We start from the raw sequence: 19,868 nt of genomic DNA, 5'->3' as shown, positions 1-19,868 counted from the left end.
TTTTCACCTTCTACTATTTGTAATTTTTTCTCGACAGCTCAATTTTGCTGTTATGCCGGCTTCTACAACTGTATTAAAAGAACCAGAAGCTGTTATCAGCCTTTTTTTCTCATCATAAATTGAAAATATTTTTTCTACTGCAGAAGAAAGACTTTTATATGCTGTATATTTTAAATCATAAAATTTACATCGATCTATCAATTTATCAATCTTCATAGTTCTTTCTGACCTGTTTTCAGCCAGGTGTATGTGTAGATTATTTTTTATTCTTTTAATTTGATCCAGCATAAGATCTACATCCTTATCTGAAAGCACAGAGAAAATAAAATCAACTCCATCAAATCTATACTGATGCTCTTCCACAAAATCTATAAAGGATTTCATGCCGGCAGGATTATGTGCACCATCAATCAATACAGGAGGATTCTGGCAGACTATTTCTAACCTTCCCGGCCAGTATGTACAGGCCAGTCCTTTTTCTACAGCTGGATTTTCTAAAGGAAGTATTTTTTTCAATCCTTCTACCACAGCAAGGGCAAGAGCGGCATTACGAGCCTGATATCTGCCATTAAGTCCAATTTTGAATCTATGTATTCTGCTGTTTTTTGATATAATTAAATAATTTTTGTAAAAGCTGCTTTCATTACCGATTTTTGCATAGATATCATCAATATTTATAAATTCTGCATTTAATTCTTCTGCTCTCTTTTGAATAACATTCCTGGCAGAACTATCTAAAACAGCTGAAAAAACAAGTCCATTATTTTTTATTATACCTGCCTTCTCATAAGCAATTTTAGCTCTTGTATCTCCCAGAAGTTCTGTATGTTCCAGATCTATACTGGTTATTACTGAAGCAAGAGAATCCTTAATAATATTTGTTGCATCAAATCGCCCTCCCAGTCCTACTTCAAGAATAACAATATCAGGTCTATGTCTGTCAAAAAACAAAAAAGCCAGTGCAGTTGCTATTTCAAAAAAACTGGGTTCTCCATAATCACTTTCCTCTACAACCTTATCTGATGCCTTTTTAACTTCAGCAACCAGTTCCTCAAGTTCAACACTACTTATTGTCCGGCCATTAACAGAAATCCGTTCATTAAAATGATAAAGATGAGGTGATATATATAATCCTGTTTTATAGCCTGCTTCTCTATAAATTTTCTCTATAAAAGAAGCAGTAGATCCCTTACCATTTGTCCCAGCAACATGAATAAATTTTAGATTTTCTTCCGGCCGGCCCAGATAATATAAAAGTCGATCTATTCTCTTTAATCCTGGTTTATAACCACCTTCTTTACCAAATTTGTTTAAATTATTTAAATACAAATAAGGATTCAATATTTAAACACCTCAATTCCATAAATTTCTTTATCCTTATTTCAGCAGCAAAAATATTGCATTTTTAAAATATTGATCAATTCTATTTGCAAAAAAGGGATGATATAAGTTAAAATAAAAAAAACAAAGTAATGAATTTATTTTACAAGGTCTTTATCTGGAGGTATAAATATGTCTCTACTTTGGATTTCACTTTTTTCCCTTTTTACAGCTCAATTTTTAAAAATATTTTTTATAAAACCATTAAATATTTCCACTTTCTTTACTGCCGGGGGAATGCCCAGCTCTCATTCTGCCTTTGTGGCCTCTCTCACCACAACTGTCGGCCTCAAATATGGAATCAACTCTGATCTTTTTGCCATAGTAACAGTATTTTCTCTAATTGTAACTTATGATGCAAGTGGTGTAAGAAGAGCTGTTGGGGAACAGGCAAATGTAATAAATAATATGATTAAACATCTTGAGATCAGAAGTTATGAAGAAGATAAACAGATAATAAAAAAAGATTTAAAAGAATTAATAGGTCATACTCCAATTGAAGTTGTTTCCGGTATTGTACTTGGAATTATCCTGGCATTTATAAACTGGTTTTATTTGCTTTAATTTTCAACCTGATATTAATATTCTAGAACAAAACCAATTTCCCTGCAAAAAAGCAGAGCGGACTTTTCCGCTCTGCTGTATTATTTATTTGTAGAACTTTATCTGCAGTCTCAATTTTTTAAATCTACTTTAATCTTTTTTTTATCTTTTCAACAATTTGATCAGAATCAAAGCCGAAAGCTGCTCCAACCTCACTGCCGGGTCCACTTATACCAAAATCTTCTACACTGATAATTAATCCATCTTCACCAACCAGCTTCCACCATCCACTGCCAACTCCAGCTTCAACAGCAACCTTTAATTTTAGATCAGGAAGATCAATTTTATCTTCTAAATTCATAAATTTAGTTTTTTCTGGAACTGACATTACAGCAGCTTTAATATTTTCTTCCTTTAACTTCTCTGCTGTTTCCGCAGCAAGAGATACTTCACTACCACTTGCATAAATTATAATATCTGCATCCTGTGGATTGTTGATAAAATATGCTCCTCTATCAAAATTATCAAGTCCCTGATATTTTTCCAGATGAGGCAAACTCTGCCTTGTCAGCACAAGAGCTGTTGGACCAGCTGTATTTTCCACTGCTTCCATCCAGGCAGCTTTTGTTTCTTCTTCATCTGCCGGGCGGAGCACTTTAAGTCCGGGTATTAAGCGCAGGGATTCTACATGTTCAACCGGCTGATGTGTAGGCCCATCTTCTCCTATATAAATAGAATCATGTGTAAATACATATATAACTGGCTGTTTCATCAAAGCTGCAAGTCGAATTGCCGGCCTCATATAATCTGAAAAAACCAGAAATGTTGCTGCAAATGGGCGCAGTCCCTTGTGCAGAGAAATTCCATTTACTACTGCTCCCATGGCATGTTCTCTGACTCCGAATCTGAAGTTTCTGCCACTGTAGTCACCATTTTGAATTTCTCCGTATTTGTCCAAATAAGTTTTATTTGAAGGTGCAAGGTCAGCGGATCCACCTACCAGATAGGTAAGTGATTCTGCTATTTCTTTTAGAACAGCACCAGAAGCTTTACGAGTTGCTACCGGAGCTTTTATATCCATCTTCATAATTGTTTCTTTTAAATTTGATGGAATATCCAGATTAAAAGCATTATCCCATTCTTCTTTTAATTCTGGATTTTCCCTGGCCCAGGATTTGAACTTTTCCTGCCATTTAGAGCGTTTTTTCTTCATTTCAGCAGCTCTTTTTTTAAAAAAATCTTTAACATTATCTGGAATATAGAATTTTTTATCAGCTGGCAGATCAAAATGTTCTTTTAACAGCCTAATCTCATCTTCTCCCAGTGGAGCACCATGAGCAGAACTGGAATCCTGTTTATTTGGAGCACCATAAGCAATATGTGTCTTTGCAATTATTAAGGACGGTCTTTCTTTATCTTCTTTTGCTTTTTTAAAAGCGTTTCTCAATTCAGAAATATTATGACCATCCACATTTTCTACAACATGCCAGCCATATGCTTTAAAACGATCTGCAACATCTTCAGTAAATGTAATATCTGTACTGCCTTCTATAGAAATATTATTATCATCATAAACGGCAATTAATTTATTAAGACCAAGATGACCTGCAAATGAAGCAGCCTCGGATGAAATACCTTCCATCATACATCCATCACCAAGTAAGGTATATGTATAATGGTCTACAATATTATACCGACCTTTATTATATTTAGAAGACATCATTTTTTCTGCTGCCGCCATACCAACAGCATTTGCAAACCCCTGTCCAAGAGGACCTGTAGTTGTTTCTACACCATCAGTATAACCATATTCGGGATGTCCAGGTGTACAGGAATTGAGCTGTCTAAAAGATTTTAAATCATCCATAGAAAGATCAAAACCACTCAAATGCAGAAAAGAATACAAAAGAGCGGACCCATGACCGGCCGAAAGTACAAAACGGTCTCTGTCAGGCCACTCAGGTGAACTTCCATCCAGCTCCATAATTTCTCCAAATAAAAGTGCACCTATATCAGCACATCCTATTGGCATTCCCGGGTGTCCGGAATTTGCTTTTTCTACTATATCTGCTGATAAACCTCTCACTGTATTAGCTATTTCTTTTATCAAAATAATACCTCCCTGTATTAATATAATTATAATTTTAAGCAACTTTTCTCTTCAATCATTATTTTATATCTTTATAAGAACAATGTCCAGCCGTAAAAATAATTAAATTATTTCTTTATTTTTTCTGCTTTCATAAGAAACTGCCATATATATTCCTAAAAGTATAAAACTCCCACCTGCAAGTGTTGTAATCATAACTTTTTCTCCCAGCAGGATCCAGGCAAAAAACGTGGTCAAAATGGGTTCTCCTAAAATAGATAAAGATACTATTGAGGTAGGAATAAATCTAACTGAATAATTGAGAATCGAATGTCCAATTAGTGTTGGTCCTGCTGCAAGAGAAAAGAATATCAGATAATTAATAGTTCCATAGCCTCCAAAAGGAATATCCAGCAGAAAAACACCGGCAGCTAAAAAAAGAGCTGAATATGTATAAAGAATATATAAATATGGAAAATAGTCAAGCTCTTTTCTAACTCCTCGGCCGATAAATAGATATGAAGCTGCAAAAAGTGCAGCAGTTAATGCCAAAAGATCTCCAAACACTTTGCTCTGAAGCATATGCAGATCTCCAATACTAATTATAATACTACCAATAATAGAAAATATTATCCCTGCAACTACACCCTGTCTCAGATCATCTCTGGCAAATAAATATTCTAAAATTATAGTAAAAAGGGGCTGTAAAGCAACAAATATTACTGAATTAGAAATATCCGTATACTCAATTGATGTTATCCAGAATATAAAATGAAGAGCCAGCAGAAAACCAACCAGTGCCGGCCGATAATCCAAAAAATAGTACAGTTTATCGCTGTGTTTTATTAAAAAATACGGTGTCAACAGCAGTACCGCAAAAAACATGCGGTAAAAAGCTATAATAAGTGGTGGTGCATCAGCAACTTTAATTAAGATACCAGAAAGTGAGAGAAAAAAAATCCCAACTGATAATAATATATATATTTTCTTTTTAGAATCCATTAATTACACCAACTTTAAGTATTAGCATCTAATAATTTTTTTATCTTAACTTCTCTGCTTAAATTATTTTTATCCAGATAAATATTTTCATCAAAATGTTTAAACTCTACCTTGTTTCCTGATATTAAAAAATAATTAACTTTTTCTTTTTTAACTGTAACCTCAATCTGACTTCCTTTAAAACGCAGCCTGAACTTATATTTTTCCCACTCATCTGGTAAATAAGGATAAAAATATAATTTATCATTAAACATCCTCATACCGGCAAATCCCTGTACAAGTGCAAGCCAGGTTCCTCCCATACAGGCTATATGAAGGCCCTGATATGCATTTTCATTATAATCATCCAGATCCAGCCTTGCTGTCTGCATAAAATATTTATAAGCCTGTTTTTTATATCCTATTTCAGAGGCTATGATACTATAAATTGCTGGAGAAAGGGAAGAATCATGTGTTGTTTTTGGCTCATAGTAATCATAATTTCTTATTTTTAAATCCCGGCTGAATTTATTCCCAAGCTGCAGCATTAACAAAATAACATCAGCCTGTTTTATTACCTGATATCGCCAGATAATAAGGGGATGCCAGTTTTTGACCAGAGGTAATTCTTCTTCCGGAATATCATCAATTTCAACATGATTTTTATAAAGAAAAGAATCATCCTGTGGAGTGATTTTCGTTTTTTCATTATAGGGAAGATAAATATCTGCAGCAGTTTTTTTCATTTCATCAATTTCATCGATTTTAAAATTAATCTTTTCAGCTATTTTTTGAAATTTTTCCGGTGACTGTTTTTTTATCTTCTCAGCCATTTCTGCTGCCTTTTCTATATTAAATTTAGCCATAAAATTAGTATAAGCATTATTATTTACGCCTGGTTTATATTCATCAGGTCCACACACAACATTAAAACAGAACCGGCTGTCACAGAAAGAGATATAATTCCCCAGACTGAGCCACATTCTGGCAGTTTCAATTAAAATTTCCAGTCCATAGTTTTCCATAAATTCCTGGTCTCTGCTTGTCTGATAATATAAATTAACTGCATATGCAATATCTGCATTAATATGATACTGTACAGTTGACCCCATAAAAAATCCAGAAGCTTCTTCACCATTAATTGTACGCCAGGGAAAAAGAGCACCTTTAAGCTTCATTTTTTTAGCATTTTTCCGGGCTTTATCCAGAGTATTATAGCGATATATAAGAAGATTCCTGGCTACTTCAGGCCTCTGAAATGCATAAAAGGGAAGTACATAACTTTCTGTATCCCAGAAGTAATGTCCTTCATAATATTCTCCACTTAATCCTTTTGCAGCCACACTTGTTCGTCCATTTTTGCCAGCCGACTGAAGGATATGGAATGCATTAAATCGAAAAGCCTGCTGTAGTGCTTCATCTCCATCAATTTTAACATCAACATCCTGCCAGTACCCTGACATAAATTCCATCTGCTCCTGTTTTAAAGTTTCAAAACCGCTGATTGAAGCTCTGGCTGCAGAAGCACGAGCGGCACTCAGAGGACTTTCTTCTTTCATACTGCTGTGATTAATACCTGCAATTTTATCAATAATATATTCCGAACCTTTTCTTGCATTAATTTCAAATATCCAGTCAACTCTTTTATCAGATGATCTTTTCTTTATTTCACAATTTTTTTTAAGAGAGCTATCCAGCAGATGTTCTACAAAATATGCTATTTTAAATTTTGTGCTTTTTACCTCATGCAGTAAATAACCTTTATATGTGTCGATCTCACTATCTGTTACATTAAGAGCTTCTTTATCTCGCAGATGGTGATGGTTTCTGACATCTCCGTTTACAGCAGAGTTAATATTTATCTTGCCAGAAAAATTAAGTGGTTTAAATTTATATCTAACTGCACCTATATGTTCTCTGCTTAGCGAAATAAGACGTTGAATTTCAATTTTAATCTGCCTTCCCTGACGATCTTCCCAGGCTAATTCTCTCTTCAAAATTGCCTGTTTCATATCCAGTTCTCTCTTATAATCCAGTACGTGCCCTTTTAAAAGATCCAGTTTTTCTTCATTTATATAAAGATTGATTTCACTCCAGTCAGCAAGATTTACAAGAGTCTGACCCCAGCCCGGTAAATCAGGAGCTTCTTCCCCATAAATAATCTTTTCTGAAGCATATACACCATTAATATAAAATCCTGGTGTGGTAGTTTCTTCACTGCCAGGATAATCTTCTTCAACTGTTCCTCTCAATCCCATATATCCATTTCCAAGAGAAAAAATAGATTCATTGTGGTGATTATTATGAAGCAAAAATTCCTCTTCAGTTATTTTCCAGGGCTGATAGGGATAAATAGCTTTTTTATCCATTTTTTTTGCATGATATTTTCTCACCAGATTTTTCCTCCTCAAATTTAGCAGTGAAATAATCTTTGGATAAATTTTAAAATAAAGCATAAAAATTTGACTGCCGTGTCTATTGGTAACAATATATATCAAAACTCAACTTTTAATCAATTTAATTCTCTAAAATCTCTATTTTATCTCCCGGTTTTATTTCTCCACCTTTTATAACTTTGGCAAAAACACCTTCTCTGGGCATTACACAGTCACCAATTTTCTGCCTGATTTCACAGTCTTGATGACATTTTTTTCCAATTTGAGTTATCTCAAGTAAGATTTCTTTCCTTATTCTAATTTTTTGCCCCACCGACAGTTTATAGAGATTTTCCATTCCTTCTGTTGTAATATTTTCTGCAAAATCTCCAGGTCTAATTTCCCAGCCTCTGTTTTTCATTTTATCAATACTGGAACTATCCAAAAGACTTATCTGTCGATGCCAATTTCCTGCGTGAGCATCACCTTTAAGTCCAAAATCTTCTATAAGCTCTCCTTTGTTTATTTCATTTTTTGTGGTTCCTTTTTCTTTGCTCCGGCAGACAGCTTTAATTTTTGCATTCATAGTAACACTCCTTATAGATGTACTAATAAACATGATCAATCTGCTTATCATCCATAGATATCAGATCAAAAATGTTTTTTTCGCACAATTAATTTAATGTTCTGTAATTTCTCCTTTTAAAATTTTTACTCCATGTGGAATAATATTGATAACTGATTCCAGACATTCTCTAACAGCTTTAGGACTGCCAGGAAAATTAATAATCAAAGTATTTTTTCTGATTCCTGCCCTGGCCCTTGAAAGTGCAGCCTGTGGGGTAATAGAAATATTATCAGCTCTTATTTTTTCCGGAAGTCCAGGCACTTCTTTTTCGATAACTTCCATAGTAGCTTCTGGTGTAACATCTCTTTTGGCAAATCCGGTTCCACCTGTGGTTAAAATGAGATCTGCTTTTTCTTCATCAGCAATACTGCATATGGCTGCTTTAATTTCTTCTTTCTCATCAGCGATAATATCGGTACAAACAATTTCTGCACCTATTTCTGCCATCATTTCCCTAATCACTGGTCCGCTCAAATCTTTTCTTTCGCCTTTTGATCCTTTATCACTGATTGTTAAAACGGCGGTTTTTATTATAAAACTATTATTCTTTTCGCTCATAAGTCCCACTCTTCCCTCCAGATTTATACATAAGTTTAAGATCAGAAATAACCATACCTTTATCTACTGCTTTACACATATCATAAATAGTTAATGCTGCAGTTGAAACTCCAATTAATGCTTCCATTTCAACACCTGTTTTATAGCTGCTTTTTGCAGTACATGTTATTTCTATTTCTTTATCACTGATAAAAGAAAAATCAATATCAATCGATGTCAGTTCTAACTGATGACACATAGGAATTAAATATGGTGTTTTTTTAGCACCCATAATACCGGCAATTCTGGCTGTACTCAAAACAGCTCCTTTTTCTATAGACCCATTTTTTATCTTCTTCAGTGTTTCTTTTTTCATTATAACTTTTGTCGAAGCAACAGCTCTGCGGAAAGTAACCTCTTTACTAGATACATCTACCATCTTTGCCTTACCTTCTTTGTCAATATGGCTAAAATTATTCATTTTATCCCCCTATTTGAAACATTTTTCTCTCTTTTATATTATTAATGTCTAAATTTGCACCGAGAAAATCATGTCCTTTTGGTTTACAGGATACAGCTTTAAAAAAAGCTTCTTTTAATTTATCCTTTTCAAGCAGTTTACCATCTTTTTTTAAAATAAGCTCTTTATCAGAAACAAGACAAACCCTCAACTTCCCATCAGCAGTCAGGCGCAACCTGTTGCAGGAACCGCAAAATTTATGGGTAAGTGCTGCAATAAAACCTATACTCCCCTTAAAACCATCAGCAGTATAGTCTTCAGACGGACCGACACCCCGCATAGAAACTTTGTGCAGCCTATATTTATCTACTAATTCTTTTTTCACTTTTTCTACTGGATAAAAGTGTTTGGAATGATCACTATCACCACTGACAGGCATAAATTCAATAAATCTGAGATTAATATCTCTCTCTTTTACAAATTTAATAAATTCTTCCACTTCATCTAAGTTAAAATCTTTCATCAAGACTGTATTTACTTTAACAGGTTTTAAATCTAATGCAAGTGCTGTATCAATTCCTGCTATTACATCAGAAAAATTTTTCCTTCTGGTTATAAATTTAAATTTATCTGGATCCAGTGTATCGAGACTAATATTAACTCTATCCAGACCGGCTTTTTTTAATTTTTCTCCCAGCTTTGAAAGTAGAACCCCATTTGTTGTTATTGAAATATCTTTTATTTGTTCAATCTCATCTATTTTTTTTATAAAATAATCAAGATCTTTTCTTACCAGAGGTTCTCCACCAGTTAACCTGATATGTGTAACACCAAGCTCTGCTGAGACGGAAATTATTTTCTCAAGTTCTTCATAAGATAAAATTTTCTGGTGAGGTTTATCTGCAACACCTTCTTCCGGCATACAATATTTACACCTCAGATTACACCTATCAGTAACAGAAACTCTTAAATATGTTATTCCATTTAATCTATCATTTTTAATCATCTTTATATCTCTCCTCAACAGATAAGGAATAAACTTCTATATTTATTTTTTTTACTGTCAAACCAGTCAATTTTTCTACTTCTTTTTTTAACTGATGCTGTATATTTTTGACTACTTCAGAAAGTAAAACTCCGTACTGTAATTCTAGACAAATATTAATAGTAAGATCATTATCATTATCATCAATTTTCAATTTTTTGAAATCACTGATAGATTCTTCTCTCTTTAAAAAATATTCTACTATCTCTACCAGCACTTTATTGAAAATAATTAGATTACCATAAAAACTAAATTTAGGTCTGACAATACTTTTCTCCTGTTTGATAGTTTTATTTCCTTTTTTGAAAAAAAACTCCAAAGAATGGAGCAGATAGCCGGGAAATTCTGGCTGAACTTCAATAGTTGGAACCGGAATAACATGTTTACCCTCATTTTTCCGTACGGACATAGCTTTTTTAATTTCTTCTTCTGATGCAAAATCTTTGATATCCAGATATTCATCTATCCCATTGAGCTCTAATTTTTCGTTTATCCTTTCAACCATTCCTATCGATGTTCCCAAAAGCAGTATTTTGTCTGCATCTATATCTTCCAGTGCTTTTTTTACATCTTTGACCTGCTCATCATCATAAAAAAGTGCTCTCCTAATTGCTGCCATTTTACTGTCTTCTCGTTTAGCCGATTTACCAGCAAGTATTTTTCCATCATAAATAAGCAGACCATCATCTAAAATAACAGGTATTCTAAGTTCATTTGCAATAAGTCCTGCTCTGTGACTTTTACCAGACCCACTTGCTCCAACAAGAGCATATACTTTCATAATAAAAACCTTCCTCTGTAATTTATCTTTTGCATTTAAATTAACAAAAATATAATAAAATATCTGAAAAATAAAATATATTATTTCAATCCTAAATTCTGCTGTTTAGTATATTAATTTAATCTTCAGTTATAATTGTTCCTGCTTTTCCCTCAGCTGCTTCAACAACTTTTTCTATTGAAGTTATAACAGAATTATTTCCGGTATCTTTAACAAATTTGACCGCAGATTCTACTTTGGGCTTCATACTACCATTCCCAAACTGGCCCTGTTTAATATATTCTTCCATATCTGAAACTGAAGCTTTTTTTATCTTTTTTTCTCTATCTGTACCATAATTTATCATAGCATTTTCTACATCAGTTAAAATCAAAAAAAGATCTGAGGAAGAGTTTTCAGCCAGAATACAGCCTGCTCTGTCCTTATCAATAACTGCTTCTACTCCTCGCAAATGCCCATTTTCTTCAATAACAGGAATTCCTCCCCCTCCAGAAGCAATTACTATTTCTCCATTTTCGATTATACTATTTATAATTTCTGATTCAATAATTTTTATCGGTTCTGGTGAAGCAACAACCCTTCTCCAGCCGCGGCCGCTGTCTTCAATCCAGGTTTCTCCACTGGTATTTATCATTTTTTCTGCATGTTTTTTATCAAAAAAAGGACCAACCGGTTTGCTGGGTTCTTTAAAGGCTGGATCATTTTTATCTACTAAAACCTGTGTAACAACAGCTGCAGCATTTTTCTCTAAACCAAGTTCTCTTAGTATATTAAAAAGGCTGTTCTGAATCATATAGCCAATAAACCCCTGTGTTTGGGAACCACATGCATCAAGAGGCATTGCTGGTACTCTGCTGCTTCCAGCCTCCTGCTGTATTAAAATATTGCCCACTTGAGGACCATTTCCATGTGTAATGATAATTTCGTGCCCTTTAAGGGCCAGCTGTCCAATCTGTCTGCAGGTTGAATAAACATTTGCAAACTGCTCACTGTAGCTTCCTTTTTCTCCCGGCTTTAAAATAGCATTTCCACCTAAAGCTATTGTTAATCTCATAAGTTATTACCTCCATAGTTATATTTATTTAATCAAATTATAAAAGTAACTGTAAACAATTAGTAACTGTAAACAATTAGTAACTGTATACAATTATAGTTTATTATTTTATCTAAGATATTTCAATTAAAATATCACCTATATCTACTTTATCACCCTTTTTTACAGATATTTTTTCTATTTTCCCATCTTTGGGAGAAATTATTTCATTTTCCATTTTCATTGCTTCCAAAATAAGCAGGATCTCCCCCTGTTTTACTTTATCTGACTCAGAAACAAGTATATCTACTACTGTACCATTAATTGGTGCTTCAACCGCATTTCCTCTAATAATAGAATCAAACATTTTTTCTGGCCTCGGCATTTTTAGACTGGTGTATTCCTGATCAGCCGATTTTCCTTCTGAATTTTTACAGAAATTATACGCCTGTTCTACCTCTTCAACTTCAACGTCATAATGATTTCCATTGACTTTTATTTTGAATTTTTTTAACATCTCAGTTAACTCCTTTTTTCAATGTTCTTTATCTTAAATGACTTATTATTAACATTACCATCATAAATTGTCAGCAGAGCTGCTTTGATAACAGCTTTTACTTCTTCTGAAATTCTTTTGTTTCTCACATAAATTCACATCCTGATATAAAAATATAATTATTACAGAGGCATATTACTGTGTTTTTTGGCAGGTCGTTCTTCTTTTTTATCAATCATAATATTTAATGCAGCAGCCAATTTTTTTCTGCTTTCTGAAGGCAGAATTACATCATCAATATATCCTTCTGCAGCTGCCTGATAGGGATTAGCAAAATTTTCTCTATATTCTTCTATTTTTTCTGTACGTACTTTTTGTGGATCATCTGCAGCATTGATTTCTCTTCTAAAAATAATATTTGCCGCTCCCTGAGGTCCCATTACTGCTATCTCAGCTGACGGCCAGGCGAATACATAATCTGCCCCCAGATGCCTGCTGCTCATGGCTATATAAGCTCCTCCATAAGCCTTACGTAAAATTACATTTATTTTGGGAACAGTTGCTTCAGAATAAGCATAAAGCAGTTTTGCTCCATGTCTTATTACTCCACCATATTCCTGATCCACACCGGGGAGATATCCAGGTACATCTGTAAATGTAATAATAGGTATATTAAATGAATCACAAAATCTTATAAACCGTGATGCCTTATCTGAAGAATCTATATCCAGACAGCCGGCTTTAAATTTAGGCTGATTTGCAACAATACCTACTGAATTTCCGGCTATTCTGGCAAATCCAACAACTATATTGCGGGCATAAAAAGGCTGAACTTCAAAAAAGAAATCATTATCAACAACCCTTTCTATTACATCTCTTACATCATAAGGTTTGTTAGGATTATCAGACACAATATCTTCCAGATCTTTAACCAGCCTGTCAGCAGAATCGTCTGTTTCTCTAAAAGGAGGTTTTTCCTTATTATTAGAGGGAAGAAAAGAAAGAAGAGTTTTGATCTGGTCAAATGTTTTTTGCTCATCCGGTGCAAGAAAATGAGCATTACCACTTATTTCATTATGTGTCATACCCCCGCCGAGTTCTTCAGAAGAAACTTCTTCACCAGTTACAGATTTTATAACCTGAGGACCAGTAATGAACATTTTACTTGTATCATTAACCATAAATACAAAATCGTTTAAAGCAGGAGAATAAGATGCTCCTCCAGCACAGGGGCCCAGTATAACAGAAAGCTGGGGAATTACTCCAGAATTAAGGGAATTTCTGTAAAAAATACCTCCATAACCGGCTAGTGACCCTACACCCTCCTGGATTCTAGCACCACCTGAATCATTTAAGCCAATAACTGGAACACCCGCTTTGCCAGCCATATCCATCATTTTCCATATTTTTTTTGCATGCATTTCTCCAAGTGAGCCGCCCATTGCTGTAAAATCCTGAGCATATAAAAAAACTCTGCGGCCATTAATTCTTCCCTGACCTGTTATTACCCCATCTGCTGGCACATCTTTATCCTCCATACCCAGCTGAGTACTGTGGTGTTCTACAAATATCCCGATTTCTTCAAATGTATCTTCATCAAGCAGCAAATCTATTCTTTCGCGGGCTGTAAATTTACCTTTATCATGCTGCCTTTTAACTCTTTTTTCTCCACCACCGGCCATCAATCTTTTTCTTTTTCTATTTAATTTATCTATTTTCTCTTTCACGATATTGCCTCCTTAATTTCACATACGGCTAAAATTTTCTTTAACACTTTTCTGACGAAAAAAATAGTTCTACACTAAATTTAATTTGATCAAATCTTTCAAACTTAAATACATCTTTTACTTTAAGTCCGATTAGTTTTTTTAAAAAATTGTACCTCTTTAAAAGAGATTTGCAATATTAATCATACCTTAACTAAATTAAGTAAGTCAAGTTTTAAAAATATTAGGCCGCCATTTAATGACGGCCTTTATCTAAAATTTCTAAGTAGATTTTTATTTTTCGTACTTTTTCAAAACAAGACAGGCATTTTGACCACCAAAACCAAAAGAATTTGACATAGCTGCTTTTAAATCTTCTTTTTCTACAGCTTTATTTGGAACATAATTAAGATCACATTCTTCATCTGGGTTATCCAGATTCATAGTTGGCGGTATAATTCCATTTTTAAGTGTTAAAGCTGTTAAAATAGTTTCAATACCACCAGCAGCTCCCAGCAGGTGACCTGTAACTGATTTTGTAGAGCTGATCATTAGATTTTCTGCATAATTTCCAAATAGTTCTTTTACTGCATGTGATTCGTATTTATCATTAAGTGGGGTAGATGTTCCGTGTGCATTTATATAATTAATTTCTGACAGGTCAAGTCCGGAACTCTTTACTGCTGCTTTCATAGCTCTACCTGCACCTTCTCCTTCTGGAGCAGGCTGTGTTATATGATATGCATCTGCTGATGCACCATATCCTATAACTTCAGCAATAATATCTGCCCCTCTTGCAAGTGCTGTTTCCAGTTCTTCCAGTACAACTACACCGGCTCCTTCACCTATAACAAAACCATCTCTATCTTTATCAAAAGGACGGCTTGCTTTTTCCGGTTCATCATTTCTGGTGGAAAGTGCTTTCATAGAAGAAAAACCAGCCAGTGCTGAAGGGGTTATAGATGCTTCAGCTCCACCTGCAAGCATTACTCTGGCAGAACCTCTTTTTATCATTTCAAATGCTTCTCCAACAGCTGTTGTACCTGAAGCACATGCTGTTACTGTATTCATATTGGGTCCTTTAGCCCCAGTATAAATAGCTACATTACCAGCAGCCATATTGGAAATCATCATTGGTATAAAAAATGGACTTACTCTTTTGGGACCTCTTTCATTAAGCTTAACTACCTGTTCTTCAAAAACTTCTATCCCACCAATACCAGATCCTATGATAATACCAGTATCTAAAGCAAGTTCTTCATCCAATTCTAGATTCGCATGTTCTAAAGCCTTCATAGATGCGATAATGGCATATTGGCTGTAAAGAGCCATTCTTTTGGCTTCTTTTCTATCTATATATTTTCCGGTGGAAAAGTCTTTTATTTCTGCACCAATCTGACTGGCATATTCTTCAGTATCAAATGATTCAATTTTACTAATGCCAGATTTTCCAGAAACTACATTTTTCCAGAATTCATCTACCTGATCTCCAAGTGAGTGCAGCACTCCTGCACCGGTGATAACAACTCTCTTTCCCATTATAAAATCTCCTTCCAGATATAAAATTTTATTTAAGTTTTTTTAATGTTTTTTTCAAACTTTTTTCATCTTCAACATTATATGCTGTTAACTTCCTATCTATTCTGCGCATCAGACCTTTTAAAACTCTTCCAGGTCCAACTTCTATATATGTTTCATAACCATCTTCTTTAAATCTTTCTATAGTTTCTACCCAGCGAACACTATTAGTAAGCTGTTTTATAAGTGCATCTTTAATTTCTGCACCACTCTGCAGATATGAAGCAGTCACATTTGCAATAAACGGAATCTCAGCTTCAGTAAAATTTGTATTTTCAATTTCTCTTTTCAGCTCTTTTTTGGCAGGCTCCATTAGAGGAGAATGGAAGGCACCACTTACCTGTAGTGGAATTACTTTTTTAGCTCCTTTTTCTTTTAAAATTTCTTCAGCTGATTTAACCGCCTTTTTTTCTCCAGAAATAACCACTTGACCGGGAGAATTATAATTGGCAACAGTACAAATTCCATCTATCTCCGCCAGTACTGATTTTATGACTTCATCAGCAAGTCCAATAACAGCAGCCATTGTTCCTCTGCCTTCCGGGTCTGCCTGATCCATCAGTTCACCTCTGCGGCGAACCAGTTTCAGCCCATCAATAAATGAAATTACACCCGCTGCTGAAAGTGCACTGTATTCGCCCAAACTGTGTCCTGCCGCTGCAGAAGGGAATATTCCTTCTTCAGCAAGCACTTTATTTACCATGGCACTAACTATATATATAGCAGGTTGGGTATTTTTAGTATTATTTAATTCTTCTTCCGGACCATTAAAGATCAAATCTTTAATATCAAAATCCAGAATTTCAACAGCCTGATCCATTATTTCTGCAGCAGATGGATATTTATTGTATAATTCTTTTCCCATTCCTACATATTGTGAACCCTGTCCTGAAAATAAAAAAACTAATTTTTCACTCATTTTAAAACCTCCAATACTTTATCCTTTAAGATCATTCCATTCCATAACTGCTGATGCCCATGTTAAACCAGCACCAAATGCAACCAATAGTACTATATCTCCATTTTTAATTAACCCTTTTTCTTCAGCTTCTGCCAGTGCAATCGGTACAGATGCTCCAGATGTATTTCCGTATTCCGGCAGATTAACATAAACCTTATCACTTTCCAGCTTTAATCTTTTTGCAGAAGCATCTATGATCCTTGTATTTGCCTGATGTGGTATCAGCAGATCAATATCTTCTTTTTTAAGTCCGGCCTGTTTTAAAACTTTTAGTGACGCTTTACTCATTGTCTTTACAGCAAATTTAAATACCCTATTACCTTCCATAACTAAGTAGTGTTCATTATTTTTAACTGTTTCTTCTGTAGTAGGTTTTTGTGATCCTCCTGCTGGAATATATAATGCATCTTTTCCCGAACCATCAGATCCTAAATGTGATGCAAGAATACCACCACTTTCTGTCGGCTTTAAAACAGCAGCACCTGCGCCATCTCCAAAAAGAACACAGGTTGTTCTATCTTCCCAGTTTACTATTTTAGAAAGTGTTTCTGTACCAATAACCAGTATATTGTTGTACATTCCTGTTTCTATAAACTGACTAGCAACACTTAATCCATATACAAATCCTGAACAGCCTGCTTCCAGATCAAAAGCCGCAGCTTTATTTGCTCCAAGTTCATCCTGTATAATACAGGCAGTAGCAGGAAAAGGCATATTCGGTGTTACTGTGGCAACCAAAATCAAATCCAGATCTTCTGCATCAAGTTCTGCATTTTTTAAAGCTGCTCTGGCAGCTTTTAAACCAAGTTCAGATGATGGTACATCATCTGCTGCTATTCTTCTTTTTTCTATTCCAGTTCTTGACTTTATCCACTCATCATTCGTATCCACAATTTTTTCTAGATCTTTATTTGTCATTACTTTTTCTGGCAGGTATTTTCCCATACCAGCAATTGTAGCTTTTCTCAAAATTATCACCTTCCTCAGGGTAATCTAATAAAGTTATATCAGATTTCTGACCGATAGTCAAGTTTTAGATGAATCTAAAATAATTCGACATCGACCAAATCACCTTTATTAAAACCTTCTGTATTTATCTTAACTTTAATTACACCATCTGCCTCTGCAAGAATACTTATCAACCCTGATTTACCAAGTAGTGGAAGAGCTTTCAACTTTCCAGATTCTTCTACTAATTTTACTGGAAAATAGTGTTCACTACCTTTTTCAGACATAATATTTCTGCTTAAAACAGCTTTTTTTATATTCTTTTTAATTTTATTTTTTTCGTCATCTACTGTCAGCAATTCTTCTACTGCTTTTTTTACAAATATGCTGCTTACATTCCAGCTTGAGCCTGGATGACCTGGCAGTCCAAAAACAGCCTGTTTTCCCAGAACAGCAAATATAGTAGGTTTACCCGGTTTTACAGCTACACCATGAGCCAAAACTCCTGGACTGCCGAGCTTATTTAATACTTTAACTGTCATATCTTTTAACCCAATAGAACTTCCTCCAGAAATCAATATTATATCCTTATCTTTATTTTTTAAGATCATTTCTTCCAATTTTTCTGGTTTATCTTCTACAATACCAGCTATTTCTGCTTCTGCTCCCCATTTTTCTAATAATAATTTTAAGACAGGTGAATTGATATCTCTTATTTCTCCAGCAACTGGTCTTTTATCAGCAGATACAAGTTCATCCCCGGTTGATATTACTACTGCTTTTGGTTTTTTTACTGCTGGGATTTCAGTAATTCCAAGTCCGGCAAAGGCACCTATATGCCTTGGAGTTATTTTTCTGCCTTTTTTTATAATAATATCATCTGCTTTCATATCTTCACCTTTTTTGATAATATTTTCTCCAGGTGATACTGATGTGAAAATTTCCACAAGCTTGTCGCTGATTTTTTCTGTTTCTTCAATCATTACTACACTATCTGTTCCCTCCGGCAGCATAGCTCCTGTTGGTATATAAACTGTTTCTCCTTCTTTTATTATAGGCTCAGCTTTTTTACCCATTTCCACTTCTCCTGCTATATTCAGATATGCAGGAAGAGAAGATGAAGCTCCATTTGTATCAGCAGCTTTTACAGCATAACCATCTACTGCTGAACGATTAAAAGGGGGGAGAAATTCTCCTGCCTTAATATCTGCTGCAGTAATTCTATTTAATGAAGAAAGATAATCAATATTTTCTATTTCTACTTTTCGATCTTTTAAACTATTTGTGATAATATTTTTTAATTTATCTGCAGTAATTAAATCAAAAAATTCTCCCAACTATATCACTCCTAATAAAATATTATATTTTTATGTTTAAAATAATCCCAGCTGACATTTTTTAACTTTTATATTTTGATCATGAATTATTTTTCCTACCCGTCCAACATTGATTTTGAGCAAATCTGCCAGCAGGTGTGTCTGATAGCAGGTTAAACTGTCTGCTTTGATTTCAATCGGTAGTTCTGTCAGCTTTCTGCGCTGCAGCAGTATATTTGAGCTTACAATAATATGTGCTCTATTTTTTATTATCCTGGCAGACTCTTTTTCTTCCTCTTCACTATTATCAAGATAAAAAATCAGATCAGGATTTAAAAAATTATTTAAAGTGTTCCCTTCAATAAGCAGCCGCTCCACTTTTCCAATTAAATTTTCTACAATATTAAAAGCTTCCGGAATTTGACTGGCAGGACTTTTTAGCAGTACAACTCTGTCAGCACCAGATTCTATAAACCTTGCAGTATCTGTACCTTTTTGATGTATTATCTTTCTATCTGTAATAATTTTATACTGATTTAGACTGTTATCTATTGAAGTTTTAATAACGGCAGTTTTATATCTGCTGTCTTCCAGCATTAAACTTATCAAAGTAGTTTTACCTGCTTTACTTGTAGAACCAGCCACTCCAATAATATCCATTTTAAATCCTCCCCATATAATATACTTGATGCTGTCAAAATATAGCACCATAAAGATAAATATTTTTAGATAAGTCAGCTTTTTTTATTATATATGCAAACTTATCTTTAATATATCTATTTCTATATTATCTTCATTTATCCTTCATCTAATTTTGTATATTACAGATCACTGATACTGCTGGATAATTATTAAAAGCCACCATATATAATATATGATGGCTTAGGTGTTATGTCAAAATCTTTATCATTATTTATTTTTAGAACAGGCCTGATATCTTACCATCTGCATCTATGTCTATATCTTCTGCTGATGGTCTCTTAGGTAGCCCAGGCATTATCAGCACTGGCC

The 19,868-nt window shown here is 34.3% G+C and carries 20 protein-coding genes; 1 reads left to right on the top strand and 19 read right to left on the bottom strand.

All coding sequences use genetic code 11. The annotated features are described in order from the left end of the window. Window positions 1-3: 3 nt before the first annotated feature. On the bottom strand, window positions 4-1,341 hold the full coding sequence (locus tag DER71_RS02250; protein ID WP_158531703.1) for a folylpolyglutamate synthase/dihydrofolate synthase family protein: 1,338 nt from the start codon (window positions 1,339-1,341) through the stop codon (window positions 4-6). Window positions 1,342-1,512: 171 nt separating this feature from the next. On the opposite strand from DER71_RS02250, the gene DER71_RS02245 reads away from it, so the two are divergent. Further along, window positions 1,513-1,944, top strand: coding sequence for a divergent PAP2 family protein (locus tag DER71_RS02245; protein ID WP_114457484.1), 432 nt, complete (start codon window positions 1,513-1,515; stop codon window positions 1,942-1,944). Window positions 1,945-2,068: 124 nt separating this feature from the next. Here the strand turns inward: DER71_RS02245 and tkt are convergent, their stop codons facing one another. The 18 genes from tkt to DER71_RS02160 all read right to left on the bottom strand — a co-directional run. Continuing rightward, the gene (gene tkt / locus DER71_RS02240; protein ID WP_114457483.1) at window positions 2,069-4,033 is read right to left on the bottom strand and encodes a transketolase; all 1,965 of its coding nucleotides are present in this window, start codon (window positions 4,031-4,033) and stop codon (window positions 2,069-2,071) included. 102 nt (window positions 4,034-4,135) lie between these two features. Beyond that, on the bottom strand, window positions 4,136-5,014 hold the full coding sequence (locus DER71_RS02235) for a DMT family transporter (RefSeq protein WP_114457482.1): 879 nt from the start codon (window positions 5,012-5,014) through the stop codon (window positions 4,136-4,138). A gap of 14 nt (window positions 5,015-5,028) precedes the next feature. Continuing rightward, entirely contained in the window at window positions 5,029-7,386 is a 2,358-nt protein-coding gene (locus tag DER71_RS02230; RefSeq protein WP_114457481.1) for a glycoside hydrolase family 65 protein, read from the bottom strand. A gap of 124 nt (window positions 7,387-7,510) precedes the next feature. Beyond that, a complete protein-coding gene (locus DER71_RS02225; protein WP_114457480.1) occupies window positions 7,511-7,954 on the bottom strand; it encodes an MOSC domain-containing protein in 444 nt (147 codons plus the stop codon). Between the two features lie 93 nt (window positions 7,955-8,047). Then, window positions 8,048-8,554, bottom strand: coding sequence for a molybdenum cofactor biosynthesis protein B (locus DER71_RS02220; RefSeq protein WP_114474250.1), 507 nt, complete (start codon window positions 8,552-8,554; stop codon window positions 8,048-8,050). Next, window positions 8,538-9,014 (bottom strand): cyclic pyranopterin monophosphate synthase MoaC, encoded by a 477-nt coding sequence (moaC, locus tag DER71_RS02215; RefSeq protein ID WP_114457478.1) that lies wholly within the window; start codon window positions 9,012-9,014, stop codon window positions 8,538-8,540. The genes DER71_RS02220 and moaC overlap by 17 nt, the downstream gene beginning before the upstream one ends. A gap of 1 nt (window position 9,015) precedes the next feature. Continuing rightward, a complete protein-coding gene (gene moaA / locus DER71_RS02210) occupies window positions 9,016-9,999 on the bottom strand; it encodes a GTP 3',8-cyclase MoaA (protein WP_114474249.1) in 984 nt (327 codons plus the stop codon). Continuing rightward, window positions 9,992-10,819: an Asp23/Gls24 family envelope stress response protein gene (locus DER71_RS02205; RefSeq protein ID WP_114457476.1), complete on the bottom strand. Its 828-nt coding sequence runs from the start codon at window positions 10,817-10,819 to the stop codon at window positions 9,992-9,994. Before DER71_RS02205 ends, moaA begins: the two co-directional genes overlap by 8 nt. Before the next feature lie 118 nt (window positions 10,820-10,937). Further along, the gene (gene arcC / locus DER71_RS02200) at window positions 10,938-11,873 is read right to left on the bottom strand and encodes a carbamate kinase (RefSeq protein WP_114457475.1); all 936 of its coding nucleotides are present in this window, start codon (window positions 11,871-11,873) and stop codon (window positions 10,938-10,940) included. Between the two features lie 112 nt (window positions 11,874-11,985). Then, window positions 11,986-12,369, bottom strand: coding sequence for a biotin/lipoyl-containing protein (locus DER71_RS02195; protein ID WP_114457474.1), 384 nt, complete (start codon window positions 12,367-12,369; stop codon window positions 11,986-11,988). 5 nt (window positions 12,370-12,374) lie between these two features. Next, the gene (locus tag DER71_RS12325) at window positions 12,375-12,497 is read right to left on the bottom strand and encodes a hypothetical protein (protein ID WP_255416515.1); all 123 of its coding nucleotides are present in this window, start codon (window positions 12,495-12,497) and stop codon (window positions 12,375-12,377) included. A 33-nt stretch (window positions 12,498-12,530) separates the two neighbouring features. Next, complete coding sequence (locus tag DER71_RS02190) at window positions 12,531-14,030, bottom strand: carboxyl transferase domain-containing protein (protein ID WP_114457580.1); 1,500 nt, start codon at window positions 14,028-14,030, stop codon at window positions 12,531-12,533. Between the two features lie 318 nt (window positions 14,031-14,348). Beyond that, window positions 14,349-15,593 carry a beta-ketoacyl-ACP synthase II gene (gene fabF / locus DER71_RS02185; RefSeq protein WP_114457473.1) on the bottom strand — a complete coding sequence of 415 codons (1,245 nt, stop codon included), beginning with the start codon at window positions 15,591-15,593 and terminating at the stop codon, window positions 14,349-14,351. 28 nt (window positions 15,594-15,621) lie between these two features. After that, window positions 15,622-16,551, bottom strand: coding sequence for an ACP S-malonyltransferase (gene fabD / locus DER71_RS02180; RefSeq protein ID WP_114457472.1), 930 nt, complete (start codon window positions 16,549-16,551; stop codon window positions 15,622-15,624). Window positions 16,552-16,569: 18 nt separating this feature from the next. Next, window positions 16,570-17,562, bottom strand: a complete 993-nt coding sequence (locus DER71_RS02175) for a beta-ketoacyl-ACP synthase III (RefSeq protein WP_199505546.1) — start codon at window positions 17,560-17,562, stop codon at window positions 16,570-16,572. 74 nt (window positions 17,563-17,636) lie between these two features. Next, window positions 17,637-18,878, bottom strand: a complete 1,242-nt coding sequence (gene glp, locus DER71_RS02170) for a gephyrin-like molybdotransferase Glp (protein ID WP_114457471.1) — start codon at window positions 18,876-18,878, stop codon at window positions 17,637-17,639. Window positions 18,879-18,914: 36 nt separating this feature from the next. After that, window positions 18,915-19,517 carry a hypothetical protein gene (locus DER71_RS02165; protein ID WP_114457470.1) on the bottom strand — a complete coding sequence of 201 codons (603 nt, stop codon included), beginning with the start codon at window positions 19,515-19,517 and terminating at the stop codon, window positions 18,915-18,917. 259 nt (window positions 19,518-19,776) lie between these two features. Further along, window positions 19,777-19,868 (bottom strand): formate--tetrahydrofolate ligase (locus DER71_RS02160; RefSeq protein WP_114457469.1); only part of this gene is annotated, 92 nt, incomplete at its 5' end.

It is taken from the genome of Halanaerobium sp. DL-01, assembly GCF_003338615.1.
GTDB lineage: Bacteria > Bacillota > Halanaerobiia > Halanaerobiales > Halanaerobiaceae > QPJE01.
The sequence above is the reverse complement of the archived record's forward strand: the minus strand, read 5'-3'. Positions and strand labels throughout refer to the sequence as shown.

Coding starts and splice junctions, on each gene's coding strand:
- DER71_RS02245 (WP_114457484.1), top strand. CDS start 1,513: ATGTCTCTACTTTGGATTTCACTTTTTTCCCTTTTTACAGCTCAATTT.
- DER71_RS02235 (WP_114457482.1), bottom strand. CDS start 5,014: ATGGATTCTAAAAAGAAAATATATATATTATTATCAGTTGGGATTTTT.
- DER71_RS02225 (WP_114457480.1), bottom strand. CDS start 7,954: ATGAATGCAAAAATTAAAGCTGTCTGCCGGAGCAAAGAAAAAGGAACC.
- DER71_RS02220 (WP_114474250.1), bottom strand. CDS start 8,554: ATGAGCGAAAAGAATAATAGTTTTATAATAAAAACCGCCGTTTTAACA.
- moaC (WP_114457478.1), bottom strand. CDS start 9,014: ATGAATAATTTTAGCCATATTGACAAAGAAGGTAAGGCAAAGATGGTA.
- moaA (WP_114474249.1), bottom strand. CDS start 9,999: ATGATTAAAAATGATAGATTAAATGGAATAACATATTTAAGAGTTTCT.
- DER71_RS02205 (WP_114457476.1), bottom strand. CDS start 10,819: ATGAAAGTATATGCTCTTGTTGGAGCAAGTGGGTCTGGTAAAAGTCAC.
- arcC (WP_114457475.1), bottom strand. CDS start 11,873: ATGAGATTAACAATAGCTTTAGGTGGAAATGCTATTTTAAAGCCGGGA.
- DER71_RS02195 (WP_114457474.1), bottom strand. CDS start 12,369: ATGTTAAAAAAATTCAAAATAAAAGTCAATGGAAATCATTATGACGTT.
- DER71_RS02190 (WP_114457580.1), bottom strand. CDS start 14,030: ATGGCCGGTGGTGGAGAAAAAAGAGTTAAAAGGCAGCATGATAAAGGT.
- fabF (WP_114457473.1), bottom strand. CDS start 15,593: ATGGGAAAGAGAGTTGTTATCACCGGTGCAGGAGTGCTGCACTCACTT.
- fabD (WP_114457472.1), bottom strand. CDS start 16,551: ATGAGTGAAAAATTAGTTTTTTTATTTTCAGGACAGGGTTCACAATAT.
- DER71_RS02165 (WP_114457470.1), bottom strand. CDS start 19,517: ATGGATATTATTGGAGTGGCTGGTTCTACAAGTAAAGCAGGTAAAACT.